Genomic DNA, 18292 nt, shown 5'->3' with positions numbered 1-18292 from the left:
ATTACTGAGATACAACGACCATTGCCGGCCGTAAAATCCGATCATGCAGGATATATCCCTTTTGCAGAACTTGTACGACTTCTTCCGGCTTTTGATCGCCTTCGACTGGTACCGTCTGCACAGCCTGATGCAGATTCGGGTCAAATGTTTCACCCATGGATGGAATTTCCTCCACACCCGACTGTTTCAATGCGTGAATCATGCTTTCGCGCACCATTTCAATGCCTTTTTTCAGGCTTTTTCCTTGTTCATCTGACACGTCAATTTCCAACGCTCTGTCCAGGTTGTCAAGAGCTGACAATAAATCTTTGGCTAAATCTTGTGCACGATATTTTGCCAGTTCCTCACGCTCTTTGCGGTTGCGGTTGCGCATATTGACAATTTCCGCCTGCGCTCTAAGATACTGGTCTTCCATTTCATCCAGCTTCGCTTGCAGTGATTCGACATCAGCAACGTCTTCCGCAGCCGTTTTTTCTGTGTCTGCTGCTTCCTCAGTCTGTTTGTCGACTTCGACCAGCTCTTCCGCCTGTTTCTTTTCTTCTTCCAAGTCCTGACCTTCCTTTCACTAGGATTCGTTTACCGGAGAATCCAAAATATGATAATAAGCCAACAGCTGATGGGTCAATTCAGTGCGGAACGCATCCACTACTCCCATCAGGCGGGAATATGACATGTTTGTCGGACCGAGCAGTGCAATGACCCCGCGGCCGTGATTGGTTACCTCGTAGGAGGCCGTAATCAAACTCATATTCTCCAACAGCTTATTTTGTAGTTCTTTACCTATTTTTATTTCAATTCCTTCATTTTTTGGAATTAAAAGCTCTGTTAGTTCCTCCCGATCACTGATGAAGGAGTAGATTGACTTAAACTGAGAAACATCTGATAAAATGTCAAAATCCAGCAAGTTCATTTTTCCGCTGATAAAGAGCTGTTCTTCAAACACAGACTCAAACACGTTTTCAAACAGCACCATGACATTGGCAGAATTATTGAAATAACGCTGCAGTATAATCGGAATCTCTGTCCTCAGCTTGTGATACACAGTCAGCAAATGTTCGCCAATCAATTTATCATTGATGATGGCCGTGATCTTTTCGATGTCGGAACTGGAAATCGATTCTGGAATGGTGAATACTTGGCTTTCCACATTGCCCCGGTCAGTTACAATGACCGCAATCAGCTGATTGGCATTCAACGGGATAATACGAAAGCCGGTCAGCTTGCGTTCCTTCATCTCAGGTCCTAAAGAAAAAGCTGTGTAGCTGGTCAAGTCCGACAAAATTTTTGCCGACTGTTCCACGATGTCACTGATGGCATTGACATTCTTCCCGAGAGATTCCCGAATCAAATGCTGCTCTGACGGCGACACGCGAACCGGCGTCATCAGATGATCCACATAATAGCGGTAGCCTTTGATAGACGGGATCCGCCCTGATGAAGAATGGGTCTTCTTAATATAGCCCTCATCCTCCAGCTTGGCCAGATCATTACGAATCGTTGCCGAACTCGCCTTGATACCTGCATTCATCAAAGTCTTAGAGCCGACAGGATAATCAGTATCCGTGTAGATGTTGATGAGGAGATGTAAAATATTCAACTGTCGTTCGCTTAACATTTAAACATCACCTTTTTTCTTCTTTAGCACTCGTTAAAACTAAGTGCTAAGTACAACTAATAATATAGCAATATAATAAAAAAATGTCAACCAAAACATTCCTATTTTTAGCACTCTATCGGATAGAGTGCTAAAACAAAAAACAGACTGATTATATCAATCAGTCTGCTCGATTAAAAATTGTTCAAAGACATCATTGCCGAGGTGCAGTCCCTGCTTGGTCAGAAAATAAGCGCCGTCTTTTTCCGCCAAAAGCTGCCGCGCCATCAGGTCGTTCAGGACATCGCCGTAAACCTCTGTCAATGCTCTGCCGAATTTCTGCTGAAAACGCAGTGAGGATACGCCGGCAGCTTTCCGCAAGCCTAAAAACATCTCTTCTTCCATTTGATTTGTTAGCGACAAACTCTCTTCGCTAACGACCGGCAAACAGTGGTGTCTAAGCGGCTCCAGATAGTGCTGAATCGGCCCGTGGTTTTTGTAGCGCTTCTGCCCGAGATAGCCGCTCGCGCCTGCCCCCAGTCCGTAATAATGTTCGTTGTCCCAGTAAACTAAATTATGACGGCTTTCTTTACCTGCATCTGCAAAATTGCTGATTTCGTAGTGATGTTTGCCGGCTTGCACCATGCGGTCGATAGCCATGTCGAACATATCGCTTTCTGTGTCTTCCCCCGGCAGACGGAGCCGTCCCTGCCGCATCCAATTGTAAAACATGGTTTTGTTTTCCAATATCAGCGAGTACAATGAGTAATGCGGCAAGTCCAACGCCAGAGCTTTCGTCAGCGTGTCCTCGAAGCTTGCCAGCGATTGGTTGGGAAGTGCGTAAATCAAATCGATACTGACATTGGTCAGACCGGAGGACTCAATCACTTTCATCGTGTCGAAAACATCTTGCGACGAATGCCGCCGCCCGATTTTTTTCAGCACCCGGTCATCAAAAGACTGCACGCCCATGGAGAGACGGTTGACCCCGTAGTGTTGCAGCACGCGGAGTTTTTCCAGCGTTAAATCTCCCGGATTGGCTTCAACGGTGAATTCGTTGCGGTCATCAAAGGGCAGTTCCCTCCGCACACCAAGCAGCAGTTTGTCCAGCTGTTCAGCAGATAGAGCAGTCGGTGTCCCGCCGCCGATGTAAATCGTTTCCATCTTGTCTGCCGGATACAGTTGTCTGGTCAACTGCATCTCACGGATCAGCATGTCGATATACTCATCCACCGGCTGTCCTTCGATAAATACTTTATTAAAATCACAGTAATAACAGATGTGCTCGCAAAACGGAATGTGAATGTAAGCTGACACACTGGTATTGACCGATTGAGTTGTTTTTTCCATTTTCCATGTCCTTCCGAAGTGCTGAATCTCATCAAAACTATACCATTAATCCGGCAAACACGACAGCATCATGTCTGACAAAATGATACGGGCATACATCAGGCAAGGCGGCATCTGCAGTTTTTCCGCTTCACGTGTCCCGCAAAAAAATAGAAGCTGTTTTCGATGCAACAGTTTCTATTTCATTTGCACCTTCCAAGAGGTGGCCTGTCTGTTAATTATTTTTTGAAAAATAGTCACGGGTATGCTGCTCATCAAGCTGAAGCTGTTCAATCAGACCAGCCGCGCCGTCAAATTTCACCTCGGGCCTCAAGAAATGATGCCAGCGGATTGTGACAAATTCGCCGTAAATATCTTCTGAGAAATCAAGTATATACACTTCCACTGTTTCCCGTCGATTAGCGCCAAAAGTGATGTTATACCCTATTTGCGCCATTCCGTGGTACCAGCGGTCGGCGATGTTGATTTCCACGACATAAACACCCTTTTTCGGCAGCAGTACGTTGGCTTCGCTGGCAATATTGGCCGTCGGGAAACCAAGCGTGCGCCCACGTGCATCACCGTGAACAACTGTGCCTGAAGTTTCGTACACATAACCTAAAAAGTGATTGGCGTTTTCCATGTCGCCCTCGCTCATCATGTGCCGGATATTCGTTGAACTGATTTTTTTGCCGAGGTCATTTTGCTTTGCCACTTCAATGATCTCAAAACGGCCGCGTGCATATGCCGGCAGATGCAGCATATCAGCGATAGCAGCCGGCCCGTATGTGTAGTCAAAACCGGCGACAACCACCTTGGCATGCAGTCCGACCATATACTCATCGACAAATCTTTGCGGCGATAAGCCGGCAAATGCGGAGGTGAATTCAATCACATAAAGGTAGTCAACACCAAGCGATTCCATGATTGCGATTTTCCGGTCAACATTGGACAAATACTTCATCGCGTCCGGGTCCACTTTCTGGAAAACGATGGACGGGTGATGATTAAACGTCATGACCGCCAGCTTCAATCCTTTTTGTGCTGCGGCTTGTTTGCCGGCCGCAATCACTTCCTGATGTCCCCTGTGAACACCGTCAAAAAAACCCAAGACAAGGACGACATCATCTGTCGGAATGTCTGCCGCCTCGTAGGGGTGATGAATAGAAATCACATTCATTTTGCCAACTCTCCTTCAAACATTTCGTAACATTTTTAAAGGCTTCAAAAAACCTTTTTTAGTCGGATGGGCATGATACAGCGCGATAATCCGACGTTGGTAATACAGTGCGTAAGGTTCTGTTAATGTGTCAATAGCAAAGAATCCTTCCGGCAGTACTGCGCCGTTTTTGACGCGGGCAAACTGTTCGTCTGTCAGCTCAACGCGGGCAAACGCTTCAAACACTCGTTCAATCGGTAAAAGTTTATCAGACAGCTTATTTTCAGCCATCAGGACTTCAACTTCTTCCAGCGACAGCGTCTCTTCCTTTGAAAATCCGCCGCTGGCAACGCGTGTCAAATCGGACATGTGCGCCGGGTACCCCAGCTTGGCGCCTGTATCGACCGCCAGCGTCCGGACATACGTCCCTTTTCCGCATTCGACAGTAAATGCCCAGCTGAACGTCCCCTCTTCTTCATTATATACCGGCTCGCCCGTACGCTGAAACGAATAGATTATTGCCTGCCGCTTAGGACGTTCAACCGTGATGCCTTGCCGTGCGTATTGATACAAACGCTTGCCGCCAACTTTGACAGCGGAATACATCGGGGGGATTTGCGTGATTTCCCCTTCAAATGAGACCATCACGTCATCAACCATTTGTGCGGTCGGCGGTTCAGTCACTCGCTTGCGTTCAACAACGTCGCCGCTGCTGTCTTCAGTCGTGGTCGAAAGCCCCAGTGTCACTTCACCATGATAGATTTTACGGCCGTCCTGCAAATATTCAACGACTTTGGTGGCCTGCCCGACACAAATCGGCAGCACACCATCAACATCGGGGTCCAACGTGCCGCTGTGACCGATTTTTTTCATCTGTAAAATTTTTCGCAATTTGAATACACAGTCATGACTTGTCATGCCGCGAGGTTTCCATAATGGTAAAATACCTTCCATTGATTATCTCCATTCTTTAAAATCACTTCAATATTATAACACAAAACAATTTAAGTATGTCTTCACATGATTTTAACCAATATCACCTGCCGGATTTACAGAAAATTTACATGCTTTCACGCATCCATTTTACAATCAGAGGCTATACTGATTTTAGAAAATTGTAAAGGAGTTTCATTTATGAAAAAGATTTTTAACACAACATTTTTACTATTAACAAGTGTTCTTGTTCTGACTGGTTGTCAAACCAATAAAGGCGAAGCAGATGAAAATAACCAGCTGGAGAAATTGACGATTGTCACCATGCCGGATGAAAACAATCCGGAAGCGGGCGGAAAAAACAAACAATTTCAAGAAGACATGAGCAAAGCTTTGGGCGTAACTGTCGAACAGATGGAAGGCGCAGATTATGCCGTCGGAATCGAAGCGATGAAAAATAAACAGCTGGACGTGCTGCTCGTTTCGCCGATGAGTTATTTTCAGGCTAAACAAAAAACCGCCATCGAACCGGTCGTTACCACGACATCCATGGGAGCCAGCGAATACCGCACACTCTTCATTACACAAAAAGATAACGATAAACTTAACAATATTGAAGATTTAAAGGGAACAAATTTCGCTTTTGTCGACCCGGCTTCATCCTCCGGCTATATGTTTCCAAAATATACGCTGGTCAAGGAATTGAAACTGTCAGCCGATCAACTGGAAGAACCCGGTTATTTCTTCAAGACGGTAGCTTATTCAGGCAAGCATGACGCCAGCGTGATGGGTGTGGCTAAAGGCGACTATGAAGCTGCTGCCGTGGCCGGCCAAGTGCTGGATCAGATGGATGCCGCTGGTCTAGTTGATAAAGATGAACTGAAAGTTATCGGCAAGACGGATGTGATTCCAAATCCAGTCTACGTCATGCGCAAAGATTTGCCTGAAGACATCAAGAAAAAAATCAAGGACTTTTACGTGACTTATGACAACACCGACTATTTTGAAACTTTTTACAAAGATCCTACAGTAAAATTTGTCGAGGCTCATGAGGAAGACTATCGGGTGGCAGAAGACATGATGAACACACTCGGGATAAAGGGGGACAACTAGCGTGACCATTTTACTTGACATCAAACAGCTCGAAAAGAAATACACAGACAAGCAGTACGCACTCAAAAACATCACTTTTCAAGTCGCCAAAGGGGAATTTCTGGTCATTATCGGTCCGTCAGGGGCCGGCAAATCGACATTGATCCGTTCCATCAACCAGCTGGTAAAACCGACCGGCGGCAATATCTATTTCAACAATGAAGATGTGACGGCGGTGACCGGGGCGGCTTTGCGGAAACTGAGATCACGCATTGGCATGATTTTCCAACACTATAACTTGATTTCCCGCACCAACGTGTTAAAAAATGTCCTGCACGGCCGGCTGGGAAAAGTTTCTGCCCTGACTAGCACGTTCGGACTTTATTCCCAGGAGGAACGTGAAAAAGCCGTGGCGTTGCTGAAAACAGTCGGCCTTGAAGAACACCTTTACAAGAAGACGAAAGAATTGTCCGGCGGGCAGATGCAGCGGGTCGGCATCTGCCGGGCGCTGATGCAGGAACCGCAGCTGATACTGGCGGACGAGCCGATTGCATCGCTTGACCCGAAATCATCGGAGACGGTGATGTCCTATTTAAAAAAAGTAACTGAAGAACAGCAGCTAACTTGTATCGTCAATCTGCATCAGGTGGAAATTGCCAAGCGTTATGCCACCCGCATCATTGGCATCCGGGCCGGGGAAATCGTGTTTGACGGTAGGCCGGAAGCTTTGACAGAAGAAGCCATCCAGCACATCTACAATCAGCCGGCTGCGACGCAGGCAGACAATAAAGATTGGCCCCTCGTACATGGAGGCGAAGCGATTTATGGGTAAGAATCAGACTCCTGAGATCCCATTGACAAATATATCCCAAATCAAGCGGCGGATGACGCTGACCTTTTTGACCGCTCTGGTCGTCTTCGCCTATTTCTTTCTGCAAATCAATCCGTTGGATATTGCGGCGGCATTTCCGGAAATTATTGCGTTCTTCAAGGAGAATTTTTTTCCGCCGAATTTCCGCCAGTTTGCCAGCTATGTCCCGCTGATACTCGAAACACTGTTTTTTGCCGTAGTGGCGACTTGTCTATCGGCAGTCATTTCAGTCATCTTCGGCTTGTTGATGGCTGAAGCCATCAACCCGGTTATGCCTGTCAGATTAGCGGTCCGGCTGATTGTCTCGCTGATTCGAAATATTCCGGTACTTGTTTGGGCATCCCTGCTCGTTTATATTTTCGGGATTGGCAGTCTCGTGGGGATTCTGGCACTGATTTTAGCGACTTTCGGTTTTTTGACCCGCTCGTATGCCGAAGAAATGAACGCTATCGCCGGTTCCAAACTGGAGGCGTTGCGGGCAGTCGGTGCGTCCAGAACACAGCTCATCGTGCACGGTCTGATTCCTGAATTCTTCCCGGCCTGGATTAACTGGACATTGTTTTCGTTTGAAATCAATATCCGTGCCTCTGCCATTCTCGGGATGGTCGGTGCCGGCGGTGTCGGGATTCTCATTCAGACGAATATCCGGCTGTTTAAATACCGTGAAGCCATGTCACTGATTATCACACTCGTCATCTTGGTTTTACTGACAGAATTATGTGTCAATAAAGTCAGAAAAATTATTCTTTAGGAGCAGCTTATGAAACAGACAATTCCTTTAACTCCTCGTGCTGAAAAAATCACCATAATAAGTGCGGTCTTGTTAATTGCAGGAGTGTTCAGCTTCAGCGCCGCACAGCTTGAGCTTGATTTTTTGACCTTTTTCGCACGCTTGCACACGATTTCCGACATCGGCCGCCATTTTTTGACCCTCGACATGACGGATTTTGGCGAAATCGCAACAGAACTTTTTCTGTCAATCAGCATCGCGCTGGCCTCGCTTGCCTTTGGGACGGCAGTCTCTTTCGTTTTAGCTTGTCTGGGAGCTGCCAACATTGCCCCCGTGCCTCTTGTCTCAATCGTCATCAAAGTATTCGTCTCGATCCTCCGGGCAATCCCTTCGTTGGTCTGGATTTTGATGATCGTGGCAAGTCTTGGTTTCGGGCCGATTGCCGGTGTCATCGGACTGATTTTTCCGACTGTCGGCTATTTGACAAAATCATTTATCAGTAGTATTGAAGACGTCTCGCCGGCAATACTCGAAACGATGCAGGCTGTGGGCAGCAACTGGTTCCAGCTGATCTTTGAAGGCGTACTGCCTTATGTTTCCAGCCTGTTTCTGACATGGATTGCTATCCGTCTGGAAAGCAATGTGGCAGAATCCATTTCATTGGGTATGGTCGGCGCTGGCGGTATCGGTACTTTACTGACAAAGGCCATCGGCAGTTATAATTACGGCCGGATTTCCATCATTATTTTAACTATCTTTACAACAATGGTGACCTTTGAACTGCTGGTCAATCAATTCAAAAAGAAACTATCTTTATAGAAAGGTGATTCCATGACCCCTTACATTCGTTTACCTTTAGAAACAACGTTCAATACAAGAGATTTGGGCGGCTTGCCAACGTCTGACGGTAAAGTCGTCCAATGGCAAAAAATTTACCGCAGCGACGACATCTCTTTTTTATCGCGCAACGACATTGCCCGCTTTCAGCAACTCGGCATCCAAACCGTAATTGATTTGCGCTCGGATGAGGAACTGGCAAAAACAGGCTACCAGCTGAACGGTCAAACCGGGATAGCTGTGCATCACCTGCCGCTGGTCACCGACTTGCCAATCGCTGATATCACGCAGGAACTGGTCAGCGATTTATCCCTTGGCGACTTTTATGTCCAGCTGCTGGAAACAAGTAAACCTGCCATTAAACAGATTTTTGAGGTCATTGCCTCCGCCGAGGAGCAGGCAGTCCTTTTTCACTGCTCTGCCGGCAAAGACCGAACCGGCGTGATTGCGGCACTCCTCCTAAGCTTGTTGCATGTGGACCAAGGCGGAATCATTGCCAACTATGAAATTACCTATGCTTTTTTAAAACAAAATAGCCGGTTGATGGACAGCAGCCCTTACCGGCATTTAATGTATTCCAAAGGCGAGTACATGGCACACATGCTGAACCACCTGACACGTCATTATAAAAATGCAGAAACCTATTTGGCAGATTGCGGAATAGAAAACAACACCTTTACAGCACTGAGACAGCGATATTTAGCTTAAAAAACCTGAGCTGTGACAACTTTTAGTCACAGCTCAGGTTTTTTCTGTTTTGTGTCACAAGTATAGGCGATAAGGCTATTCGTCTTCGCGATAGTCCTTTTATTGGTCTTGGATAAATTATTCCAGATTAGTATAAAGGGCTTTTTTGCATAATGAAAGCTTTATTTAAAAATAGTGTGAAACATGAGATGTTTCATGCAACACTAGTGTTATAAAGTAATTTTATTTTTTAACTGATTTTAAAATAAAAATAAAACACATAAAAAATAAGGATGGAAAAAGTAAACGACAGGACGACATTTTTTATAAAATGGTCTGTTTACGAAAAATAGTCTGACAATGCTGTAAATGACTTTAGTCATAAGCTGACTTCGGATAACATGTCGGAAAAGTCGCTGGCAGCCCTCGTTGATTTTTTCATTTTTCGCGTATAATAATCAATGATAGTTGTTCTAAAAAATGGGAGGATGGTTTTATGAAGGAACTGATATTGGACTGTCACACGTCAGGTGTGCGTCTGTTTAATCAAACCGGGGATACATGTTTTACTGTCACGAACGACAAAGCACTGCCAACGCGCCAGCAATGGTCGATTTACGACACCAGCCACCGCCGCATCGGAACCATTAAAAAAATCAGAAATCACTTTGGGTTGTACCATTTGCCGAAATTTTTGGTTCACGTTGAAGGCTATCAGGACGTATGGGTGCAAAAAGAAATGAGCGAGCTCAAGAGTGTTTTTTCCATGACAGGTGAAGCTGTCGCAATCGAAGGCTGGCTAAGCGATACATTTAAATTATTGAAAGGCGAGCTGCCTATTGCCGACATTACCAAATCCAAACACACATACAAAATAACAGTCGTTGAAGAAAAACATCTCAATTTAGTTGTTTGTCTCATGGTTTGTCTCAGCCTTGTGCTGAGCTGACGGAGAATAAAAAGAGCTGAGTGGTTAAGGGGAAAATGCCCTTAGCGACTCAGCTCTTTAAAAAATCCGGTGATTGCTCACAATAGGTTATTTATTTAATATGCGCAAGTAGCGCTCGACCATTTTTTGACTGATTTTTCCTCCCGTAAAGCGCTCCATCTGCCTAAACGGCATGTTGATGACAAAATACATGTTGTTTGACCAAATAGGATTTTGAAAAAGCATAAACATGTCCCGGATAAATGCGACTAATCCGTAAGTTGCTTTGCCTAGCCAATGCTTGTATCGTGCTTGGGCAATCGTATCGTTCATCCCCAAAGGTTTTTGCGGGTCCCACAAAGCTGCTGGCGGTGTATAACCTAATAATTCTGCAAATTCTCTGTCGGAAATTTTTTGGGCGGCCCCTTTAATGTATAACGGAAAACGGGTACTGCCATACTCGGAAACGTCGCCGACCCCTGTCATCACAATCTGAGTTTGCAGGTGGATATCTGCAATCGACGACCCTATTTGAACGTCATACTCGCCCGATTCAATTTGCCAGCTATTCGTCTTGATGCTGTAATACTCAAAGTCATGACGGCATAAATCAATGCGGACTGTTTTCGTTTCGCCCGGAGCCAGATAAATTTTTTCGAACCCTTTTAATTCGCGTTTAGCGCGAAAAATCTGGCTATCTTTTTTAGCAAGATACAGCTGGGCAATTTCTTCCCCGGCAACCGTACCTGTATTCGTCACATTAAAAGAAACATTCAACCCGTCTCTTTTCAACTCGCTGTAGCTGAATGTCGTGTATGACAGACCATACCCGAAAGGATACAAGACAGGCGTATCCGTCGTATCAAAGTAGCGATACCCGACAAACAGACCTTCACGATGTTCGGCTGTCGCTTCCTTGCCCGGATAGTAAGGAGCTGACGGGGTGTCTTCGTAACGCAGGGGAAAAGTCTCGCTGGTTTTCCCGCTGGGGTTAGCTTTACCTGTAAGTATCTCGGCAAGTGCCTCTGCTCCCCCCTGACCAGGAAGATACGTATGAAGAATGGCAGATACTTTCGGTTCGAACGGCATTTCTATCACACCGCCGCCGGCAATAAGCAACACGATATTGTCATTGACCGCTGACACCGCATCAATCAGCTGAAGCTGGTTGTCAGGAAGCCTCAGATGTTTGCGGTCCACGCCCTCTGCTTCGCTGCTTTCATCTAAGCCGACAAAAAGCAAAACCGTGTCAACTGTTTTAGCCAGTTCAACAGCTTGGTTCAACAGCCTCCCGCTTTTCCCGCCCATGCGTTTAAAGCCGGAAGCAAAACCGGCAACCTGTAAGTCAGAGTCCCGCAACACATCCAGCGGTGCAGGGACTTTCGTCGGATTAATCAGTGAACTGCCTGCTCCTTGATAACGCGGCTTTTCTGCAAAATCACCAATGATTCCGATTGACTGTTGTTCTGTTAACGGCAACTGCTGATGGTCATTTTTGAGAAGAACGAGTGAGCGCTTGGCAAATGACACAGCCTTCTCATGCTGAACAGCCATATCAACATCACACTTTTCCCCAGACGCCCGATGCGTTTTGTCAATCAGCCGCAACAGATGCATAACAGCATCATCTAAAATACTTTCATCAAGTGTCCCGGCTTCAACTGCTGCAATTATTTCTTGATCGGTAATTCCATTGGTAGACGGCATCTCAAGCTGGTTATGTGCCTTAAGGCCGGACACGCGGTCGTTGTTGCCGCCCCAGTCAGTAACCATCACACCTTCATATCCCCAGTCGCCGTATAAAATATCATTCATCAAATGTTGATTTTCGTTGGCAAAAATCCCGTTGACTTGATTGTAGGACGACATAATCGTCCACGGCTGCGCCTGTTCCACCACTTTGCGGAACCCTTCCAAATAAATTTCCCGTAATGACCGCTCGTCTACGATTTCATTGATGGTCATCCTCATGTGTTCTTGACTATTGACTGCGAAATGCTTCGGACAAGCTGATACACCTTGTTCCTGAATACCTGCGACCATAGCAGCAGCCAGTTCGCCGGTCAAATACGGATCTTCGGAAAAATACTCAAAATTTCGACCGCACAGCGGATTCCGCTTGATGTTCAGACCCGGTCCCAAAATCACACTGACCTCTTCTTTGACACACTCTTTAGCCAAACTGACGCCCATTTCGTGCATCAGTTGTTTGTCCCAACTGTTTGCAAGTGTAGCAGCAGTTGGAAAACATGTGGCCGGAAGGCTTTTGTTAAGTCCTAAGTGGTCCGCCTTCCCTCCTTGCTTGCGCAGACCGTGGGGCCCGTCAGTCAACATGATTGACGGGATACCCAGACGGTCGATGGCTTTTGTATTCCAAAAGTTTTCCCCTGACATCAGCGAGGCTTTTTCTGCCAATGTCATGCGGCTAATTAATTCTTTGTCACTCATTCAGTTCATCCTCGTCAAATGAATAGGCGCCAAAAGATATAACTCTCTCCCGCGGCACCTATTCAACTATTTTAATCTTCGAAAAGATACGTTTGCAACAGGGCATAAAGCGTGTTGTGAGCGCTGGTTTTCAAGCCGTTTCCGATACTTTCCGGGTCAGCCTTGTAGGCTTTTTCCAGCCGTTTGCGGTTGGCGGACTTCGACATGATGTCCAGCATCAAGTCATTCCCGGAAACAACCGCATCATCCGCGTGCATAAAGCCGAATACAGCATCACTTGACACCATTCCTTCAAAGCCCCATTCCTCACGCAGCAAGTCATTCAATAATGTCGGATTGGCACCCGCCCACTGGCCGTTCAAGTAACTGAAACTAGACATTGCGCCATATGTACCGCCTTCTTTTACCGTGATTTCAAACGGCTTCAAATGAAGTTCCCGCATCGACTGCTCATTCGCCCACACATACAACCCGGAGCGGGCATTTGTTTCCTGATCATTCATGGCAAAGTGTTTCATGAAGACAATGACACCTTGATCTTGTGAGCCGCGCGTGACGGCAGCTGCCATCTTTCCGGAAAGGAGCGGGTCTTCGGAGAAATACTCAAAGTTCCGGCCGCCTTTGGCTGTGCGATGGATGTTCATCGCCGGTGCATACCAACCGTGAACCCCTAACGCACGCGCTTCTTTACCGACAGCGGCGCCCCATTCATAAGCGATATCATCATTCCACGTTGAAGCAATCACCACTTCTGTCGGATAGGCGGCCGCTTCAACTGGTTTAAAGAAGAAATTGATGCCTGCCGGTCCGTCAAGCAGTACTGTCGCCGGCACACCAAGCCGCTCGATTGCATTGGTTTTGTAAGCACCTTCTGTGTAAAGGCTCATCAGCTCTTCCATAGTGAACTGCGAAAGAAACGCCTCCCATTTCTGATCATCATACGGCAGTCCTTTCAAGTCAGCTAGTTTAATGCCGTTATCCTGCCCTAGTTCCGGTGCGTTTGAGTCCGTTTTTGACACTTCTTTATTGGCTTCATCAAGCACAAATTGCGGGGCTTTGTCATTGACTTGTTTATCTGACGGATATGTACCTTCCCAGTCTCCGCGCGATAAATAGGTTTGGTCATTGGCATTGGCATCAAACAAGTTGCGGATTTCAGTACCGGTCTTTTCATCTTCTTTAATGACCAGTTTTTCCGGATTGTCATACGTCATCGTATGCACAATCTGATGAACGTTTTTAGCCAGTTTGATACCATATGTCCCTTTATCAAGTACAAAGGCCTGCTCTTTTACCGCATCATACGACGCCATCTCATTCGTGGCAAAACTCAGCTCGACAATCTGCGATTCTTTTGGCGCAAGCTCTTTCGTTTTGGCGTATGCAGCCAATTCGATGGCCGATTTTTCAATCCCGCCATTATAATAAGGAGCTGAAAAATACAGCTGCAAGACATCCTTGCCCGCAAGCTCTCCGGTGTTGGTTACTTCAACACTGACTGTGATGCGCTCTTTATCAAACTGCTCATCAACAATCCGCCAATCAAAATCAGTGTAGCTCAATCCGTGTCCATAAGGAAACTGAACGGCTTTGCGGTAGCCTTCTTCGTCATTTTCATAGTATGTTTCATAAAAACGATAGCCGACATAGATGCCTTCTTGATAATTGACAAAATGCTTGTCATGATTGGCATACGCATAGCTGCCAAAGTTCTCGGTTGCCGGTGCGGAACTGACTTCGTAAGCATACGTATCCGCCAGACGTCCTGACGGATTCACATTCCCGGCCAGAACATTACCAAGTGCACGCGTGCCGTACGGTCCCGGTGTTCCTACCCAGACGATGGATTTGATTGACGGGAACTTTTCCAAATACCCCAACTCAAGTGTGTTACCGGCATTGATGACGACTGTCACATTGTCAAAATTCTCAGCCACTTTTTTTATCAAGTCTTTTTTATTTTTCGTCAGCTGCAGCTGTTCGTCGGTCATATCGCTGCTTTCGACCCCTGAACTGGCGATTGTCAACAGCGCATGATGCGAATACTCTTGAGCCTGTTTCAGTACATCCTCAGTCAAATAATCCACAGCCGGTTCATCGCTGTCCTTGTCGCCGCTGGCCAACATCTTCACAATTGCCATCAGACCAGTATCGCTTTCACCCGTTGTGTCTTTGACGTCCGGCTGCTCCTGATAAAATTCGTACAGTTTCGGATTGTAAGAAATACCAGCCTCTTTCAAGCCGTCATACAATGAAATAGCACGGGAAGTGTCTGATCCGCCCGAACCGCCCCCGCCGTAGCGGAAATTAAATGAGGATGTGCCAAACACATTGACCTTTTTATCGGCAACCGGTAAAGACTGATCCTCGTTTTTCAACAGGACAATGCCTTCTTCCGCAATTTGTTCCGATAGCCTTTCACCTGCTTCCCGTGCGGCTTTACCTTCTTTCGTCCCCGGTGTAATCTCAATACCTTTGCCTGACATCGTTGATGCCATGTCGCTGACAGTCGGTCCGACTTTGGCAACCACGACTGCCACCAGCAAAACAAATACGGACCAGCCGATTGCTCTGGCAGGACGGTTTTTGATTTTACGGTACATTTTCCGTTCTTTCTTGGCAGCGCTCCTGCCCGGTTTGTCCATTGCTTTTAATTCTTCTTTGAACGCCGCTTGCGCCGCTTTTTTATCAGCTTTGTCAGACGCTTTGGCTTTGGCTCGCTCTGCTTCCGGCAGTTGATTGATTTCTTCTTTGCGTGCGCGCATCTTTTGTTTGTCTAGTTTGACTTGTTCGCTGATTCTGCGTTTCCGTTCTTTCCGTTTTTTTAACCAATCACTCATCATATTGCCCCCTTTTTTTATCCTGTCACCAGTTTAGTACAGCGCTTTCAAAGAGGCGTGGCAGAAATTGCTTAAAATAGGCTGAAAATTGCTTTTATGTTTTGGAGAAATCAAAAACAAAAGCAATTTTCAGCCTGTTAATTTAATTTTATGAACTCTGTAAAATTGATACCAAACAGCGGAACATTCATTTGATACACATAATCCTCCTGCATGTTTGCTTGTTTGACTGACCTGACCGGCTGATTGAATGTATTCAGATAGACCACATCGTCTAAAGACAATATTTGACAGTCGTCGATATCAGTCAGTGTCTTCTTGGCTTTTTTGTGTGCCGGTGTCAATTCTTGCTGAATAATCCGATAATCGCCGGACAAACCTGACATAACAAAGCGGAATGACAAACGCTGTTTAGTGACCGACTGCCGGCTGTTTTGTAAATGACTGTCATTTAGACTAAAAAATGCTGCTGTTTCCGCTTCTGGATAAACAGATAAAATACGGTAATTTCCCTTTTCCTTTGTGATAATGCAAAACTCGTTACGAAACACAATATCGTCATAGAGCTTTGCCAAAAAATGATAACAGTACCAGCTGTCCTGAATCAGTCCCTGATTGTCAATCAGCGCCATCTTCGCTGACAAAGCCTCAGGAAAATAGGTGAACAATTGCGACCCGTCCAGCGACACCGGCAAACTATACCGACTGTTTCCGCCGAATTCATTTAAGAACAGCCACAGCATTCGGTTTACCTGAATCAAACCTTGATACTGCTGAAAATAGTCATCAGTTTCATATTCATTGAACCGTGCCAGTATTTCCGCTTGATGCATGATATTTCTGTTTTGGCTAATGGTTTCGATGTATTTTGGTTCATTCAAGTTTTTCATTGCACGTACCAGTGATATTTGTCTCAGCATACCCCGGTCATCAACTGTGTAGACCTCCCCTACGCCGGAGTCGCTTGCCTCCTGCACATCAAAGGGCTGCATCGGAAAATGAATGAGCAGCTGTCCGGTCTCCTGAAAAACAGGAATACTGTCCCTGACAGGTACACACAGCTCCGCCCCGTTAGTATATTCATAAAAACAGCGGAATTCAATCCGCCAGTTGTCAAGGCGTTCGAAGTTTAGACGCAGGTAACTGGCAAACTGCCGGAGCAAGTCCACAAAATCTCCAGCTGCTGCATCAGTCAGCTGACAATAATCGTCATAGTCAATTGCACCAATCTGAATATAAGGCAGCATACCAGCTGCAAGAACAGCCGCAATTTCTCTACCGATCGGATTGAAATCAACCGTTTGCCGATTCTCTTGATTAATCTTTTTAACCAGCGGCTGTACTGCAACATAGCGGATACCCAGCTCTTTGTTCACACGTTCTAAATAGACCGGCAAATATTCAGGTTGCGTCTTGAGGAAGTAATCCGTTTGGTTAGTTTTCCGAGTGACGTGCTGCATGTCCACAGCTTCAGTGATAACCATCGTGTGACGCGTGTCAAACTCGTCCCGATCCTCTTCCGGCAAATAACTACGGAGCAGTTCATAAAGCCAGTCACTGCCGGTGTCAGTCTGTCGTGCTGCAATGCGGTCCTGCTGGCGGCTCTTGCGGTAAGCACTGGGACTCTCCTGATATTTTTCCTTAAACGCATCACTGAATGCCCGTAAACTGGCAAAACCGTTTTTTAAGGCAATATCTGTCAATGTTTCGTCGGTCTTTTCCAGCAATTCCAAACTGTGCAGCAGGCGGATTTCTTTCAAGTAACTGCCGACCGACAGGCCTATTTGCTGTTTAAACGAGTGTGCCAAGTAAAACTTGCTGACATAAAAACGTTCGGACAAGTCGGACAAACTGATTTTCTCGTGAAAATGGTCATTGATATAAGCAACTATCTGATTGTTTTTTGACGAAATTGGGACACCGTCATCAGCAGCCTGACTCTGATTTGGAATATGACGGAGCAGGAGTCCCTTCAAGCGGGACAGCTCCCCGTCGGCAATTGCCTGATATCCAGTTTCTTTTTTCAGCCACTCAATAATCAGACTGGCCAGACAACGGGCAATCAGCGGGTACGCATCTTGCCGGTACGCCCAAGAAAGCGGCCGGGTCAGTTGAAAAGCGACCGCTTCGTTTTGCAGACTGTTGAAATGCAGACAAACACTCACCACCGTGTTGTCCTTGCTGCCGACCAGCCCGATAATTTCTTTGTGGTTGACAAGATAGATGTCGCCGCTGTTCAACTGCCTGATTTGTCCATTTTGGATAATTTCCAGATGGCCGGCCAACACAAAATAGAGCGTCACATCCTGATTCATAAAAAAATCATGTTGAGTGATACGCTCAATTGTTACTGTGGCACCGTTCAGCTGAAATATTCGTTTGCTCTCCATCGCCGCTTCTATCCTTTTCTGAAATGACTGCCTCAATTTTATCATCGGCTGTTCGACAACGTCAATGTCAAACCGTAATCTCGATTTGGTTGCCCTCAATGCCGACGACGCAGCTCTCATAGTAGCCGTCACCCGTCGTGCGGGGACCGCTGATGACCTCAAATCCGTCTTGCTTTAACATGGTTGTCAGTTCATCGACTTTCTCCTTGCTGCCGACACTAAATGCGATATGAATCAGGCCTGTTCTTGCCAATGTTTTTTCCGCATCTTCCATCGCCGGCCGTGTCATGATTTCCAGCCTCGCGCCATCGTCAAATGAAAGAAAATAAGAGCGGAAGCCTGTCTGTTTATTATGATATTCATCATTTGAGACTGCTCCTAAATACGTCATAAAGAAGGCTCTTGCTCGTTCCAAATCATTGACATACATTGCTACATGTTCGATTTTCATTGC

General features: G+C 46.2%; 15 protein-coding genes. 6 read left to right on the top strand and 9 right to left on the bottom strand.

Going from position 1 to position 18292, the window contains the following annotated elements; genetic code table 11:
- Window position 1: 1 nt before the first annotated feature.
- The 5 genes from grpE to truB all read right to left on the bottom strand — a co-directional run bounded on the left by grpE (window position 2) and on the right by truB (window position 5036).
- Window positions 2-547 carry a nucleotide exchange factor GrpE gene (gene grpE, locus CBF27_RS02510; RefSeq protein ID WP_126812087.1) on the bottom strand — a complete coding sequence of 182 codons (546 nt, stop codon included), beginning with the start codon at window positions 545-547 and terminating at the stop codon, window positions 2-4.
- 18 nt (window positions 548-565) lie between these two features.
- Entirely contained in the window at window positions 566-1615 is a 1050-nt protein-coding gene (gene hrcA / locus CBF27_RS02505; protein WP_126812085.1) for a heat-inducible transcriptional repressor HrcA, read from the bottom strand.
- 156 nt (window positions 1616-1771) lie between these two features.
- Complete coding sequence (gene hemW / locus CBF27_RS02500) at window positions 1772-2944, bottom strand: radical SAM family heme chaperone HemW (RefSeq protein ID WP_126812083.1); 1173 nt, start codon at window positions 2942-2944, stop codon at window positions 1772-1774.
- A gap of 214 nt (window positions 2945-3158) precedes the next feature.
- The gene (ribF, locus tag CBF27_RS02495) at window positions 3159-4103 is read right to left on the bottom strand and encodes a riboflavin biosynthesis protein RibF (protein ID WP_126812080.1); all 945 of its coding nucleotides are present in this window, start codon (window positions 4101-4103) and stop codon (window positions 3159-3161) included.
- A gap of 15 nt (window positions 4104-4118) precedes the next feature.
- The gene (truB, locus tag CBF27_RS02490; RefSeq protein ID WP_126812078.1) at window positions 4119-5036 is read right to left on the bottom strand and encodes a tRNA pseudouridine(55) synthase TruB; all 918 of its coding nucleotides are present in this window, start codon (window positions 5034-5036) and stop codon (window positions 4119-4121) included.
- A gap of 180 nt (window positions 5037-5216) precedes the next feature.
- On the opposite strand from truB, the gene CBF27_RS02485 reads away from it, so the two are divergent.
- From CBF27_RS02485 to CBF27_RS02460, 6 genes are all read left to right on the top strand, one after another.
- A complete protein-coding gene (locus CBF27_RS02485; RefSeq protein ID WP_126812076.1) occupies window positions 5217-6128 on the top strand; it encodes a phosphate/phosphite/phosphonate ABC transporter substrate-binding protein in 912 nt (303 codons plus the stop codon).
- Window positions 6129-6135: 7 nt separating this feature from the next.
- The gene (gene phnC / locus CBF27_RS02480) at window positions 6136-6939 is read left to right on the top strand and encodes a phosphonate ABC transporter ATP-binding protein (RefSeq protein WP_126812467.1); all 804 of its coding nucleotides are present in this window, start codon (window positions 6136-6138) and stop codon (window positions 6937-6939) included.
- Window positions 6932-7729, top strand: coding sequence for a phosphonate ABC transporter, permease protein PhnE (gene phnE, locus CBF27_RS02475; protein WP_126812074.1), 798 nt, complete (start codon window positions 6932-6934; stop codon window positions 7727-7729). The genes phnC and phnE overlap by 8 nt, the downstream gene beginning before the upstream one ends.
- 9 nt (window positions 7730-7738) lie before the next feature.
- Complete coding sequence (locus CBF27_RS02470) at window positions 7739-8527, top strand: PhnE/PtxC family ABC transporter permease (RefSeq protein WP_126812072.1); 789 nt, start codon at window positions 7739-7741, stop codon at window positions 8525-8527.
- A gap of 12 nt (window positions 8528-8539) precedes the next feature.
- Window positions 8540-9253 carry a tyrosine-protein phosphatase gene (locus tag CBF27_RS02465; protein WP_126812070.1) on the top strand — a complete coding sequence of 238 codons (714 nt, stop codon included), beginning with the start codon at window positions 8540-8542 and terminating at the stop codon, window positions 9251-9253.
- Between the two features lie 475 nt (window positions 9254-9728).
- Complete coding sequence (locus CBF27_RS02460; RefSeq protein ID WP_126812068.1) at window positions 9729-10181, top strand: LURP-one-related family protein; 453 nt, start codon at window positions 9729-9731, stop codon at window positions 10179-10181.
- Window positions 10182-10268: 87 nt separating this feature from the next.
- Here the strand turns inward: CBF27_RS02460 and CBF27_RS02455 are convergent, their stop codons facing one another.
- From CBF27_RS02455 to CBF27_RS02440, 4 genes are all read right to left on the bottom strand, one after another.
- Entirely contained in the window at window positions 10269-12608 is a 2340-nt protein-coding gene (locus CBF27_RS02455) for a beta-glucosidase (RefSeq protein WP_126812066.1), read from the bottom strand.
- A gap of 71 nt (window positions 12609-12679) precedes the next feature.
- Complete coding sequence (locus CBF27_RS02450) at window positions 12680-15448, bottom strand: glycoside hydrolase family 3 protein (protein ID WP_170174980.1); 2769 nt, start codon at window positions 15446-15448, stop codon at window positions 12680-12682.
- A gap of 137 nt (window positions 15449-15585) precedes the next feature.
- Window positions 15586-17958, bottom strand: coding sequence for a helix-turn-helix transcriptional regulator (locus CBF27_RS02445; protein WP_126812062.1), 2373 nt, complete (start codon window positions 17956-17958; stop codon window positions 15586-15588).
- A complete protein-coding gene (locus CBF27_RS02440; protein WP_126812060.1) occupies window positions 17906-18289 on the bottom strand; it encodes a VOC family protein in 384 nt (127 codons plus the stop codon). The genes CBF27_RS02445 and CBF27_RS02440 overlap by 53 nt, the downstream gene beginning before the upstream one ends.
- Window positions 18290-18292: the final 3 nt, after the last annotated feature.

This window comes from Vagococcus acidifermentans, from assembly GCF_003987655.1.
GTDB lineage: Bacteria > Bacillota > Bacilli > Lactobacillales > Vagococcaceae > Vagococcus_B > Vagococcus_B acidifermentans.
Note: the sequence above shows the minus strand (reverse complement) of the source record. Positions and strands in the feature narration are given on the sequence as shown.

Excerpts from the sequence above, each read along its gene's own strand:
- hrcA (WP_126812085.1), bottom strand. The coding sequence starts at position 1,615 with ATGTTAAGCGAACGACAGTTGAATATTTTACATCTCCTCATCAACATC.
- hemW (WP_126812083.1), bottom strand. The coding sequence starts at position 2,944 with ATGGAAAAAACAACTCAATCGGTCAATACCAGTGTGTCAGCTTACATT.
- ribF (WP_126812080.1), bottom strand. The coding sequence starts at position 4,103 with ATGAATGTGATTTCTATTCATCACCCCTACGAGGCGGCAGACATTCCG.
- truB (WP_126812078.1), bottom strand. The coding sequence starts at position 5,036 with ATGGAAGGTATTTTACCATTATGGAAACCTCGCGGCATGACAAGTCAT.
- CBF27_RS02485 (WP_126812076.1), top strand. The coding sequence starts at position 5,217 with ATGAAAAAGATTTTTAACACAACATTTTTACTATTAACAAGTGTTCTT.
- phnE (WP_126812074.1), top strand. The coding sequence starts at position 6,932 with ATGGGTAAGAATCAGACTCCTGAGATCCCATTGACAAATATATCCCAA.
- CBF27_RS02470 (WP_126812072.1), top strand. The coding sequence starts at position 7,739 with ATGAAACAGACAATTCCTTTAACTCCTCGTGCTGAAAAAATCACCATA.
- CBF27_RS02465 (WP_126812070.1), top strand. The coding sequence starts at position 8,540 with ATGACCCCTTACATTCGTTTACCTTTAGAAACAACGTTCAATACAAGA.
- CBF27_RS02460 (WP_126812068.1), top strand. The coding sequence starts at position 9,729 with ATGAAGGAACTGATATTGGACTGTCACACGTCAGGTGTGCGTCTGTTT.
- CBF27_RS02455 (WP_126812066.1), bottom strand. The coding sequence starts at position 12,608 with ATGAGTGACAAAGAATTAATTAGCCGCATGACATTGGCAGAAAAAGCC.
- CBF27_RS02450 (WP_170174980.1), bottom strand. The coding sequence starts at position 15,448 with ATGAGTGATTGGTTAAAAAAACGGAAAGAACGGAAACGCAGAATCAGC.
- CBF27_RS02445 (WP_126812062.1), bottom strand. The coding sequence starts at position 17,958 with ATGAGAGCTGCGTCGTCGGCATTGAGGGCAACCAAATCGAGATTACGG.
- CBF27_RS02440 (WP_126812060.1), bottom strand. The coding sequence starts at position 18,289 with ATGAAAATCGAACATGTAGCAATGTATGTCAATGATTTGGAACGAGCA.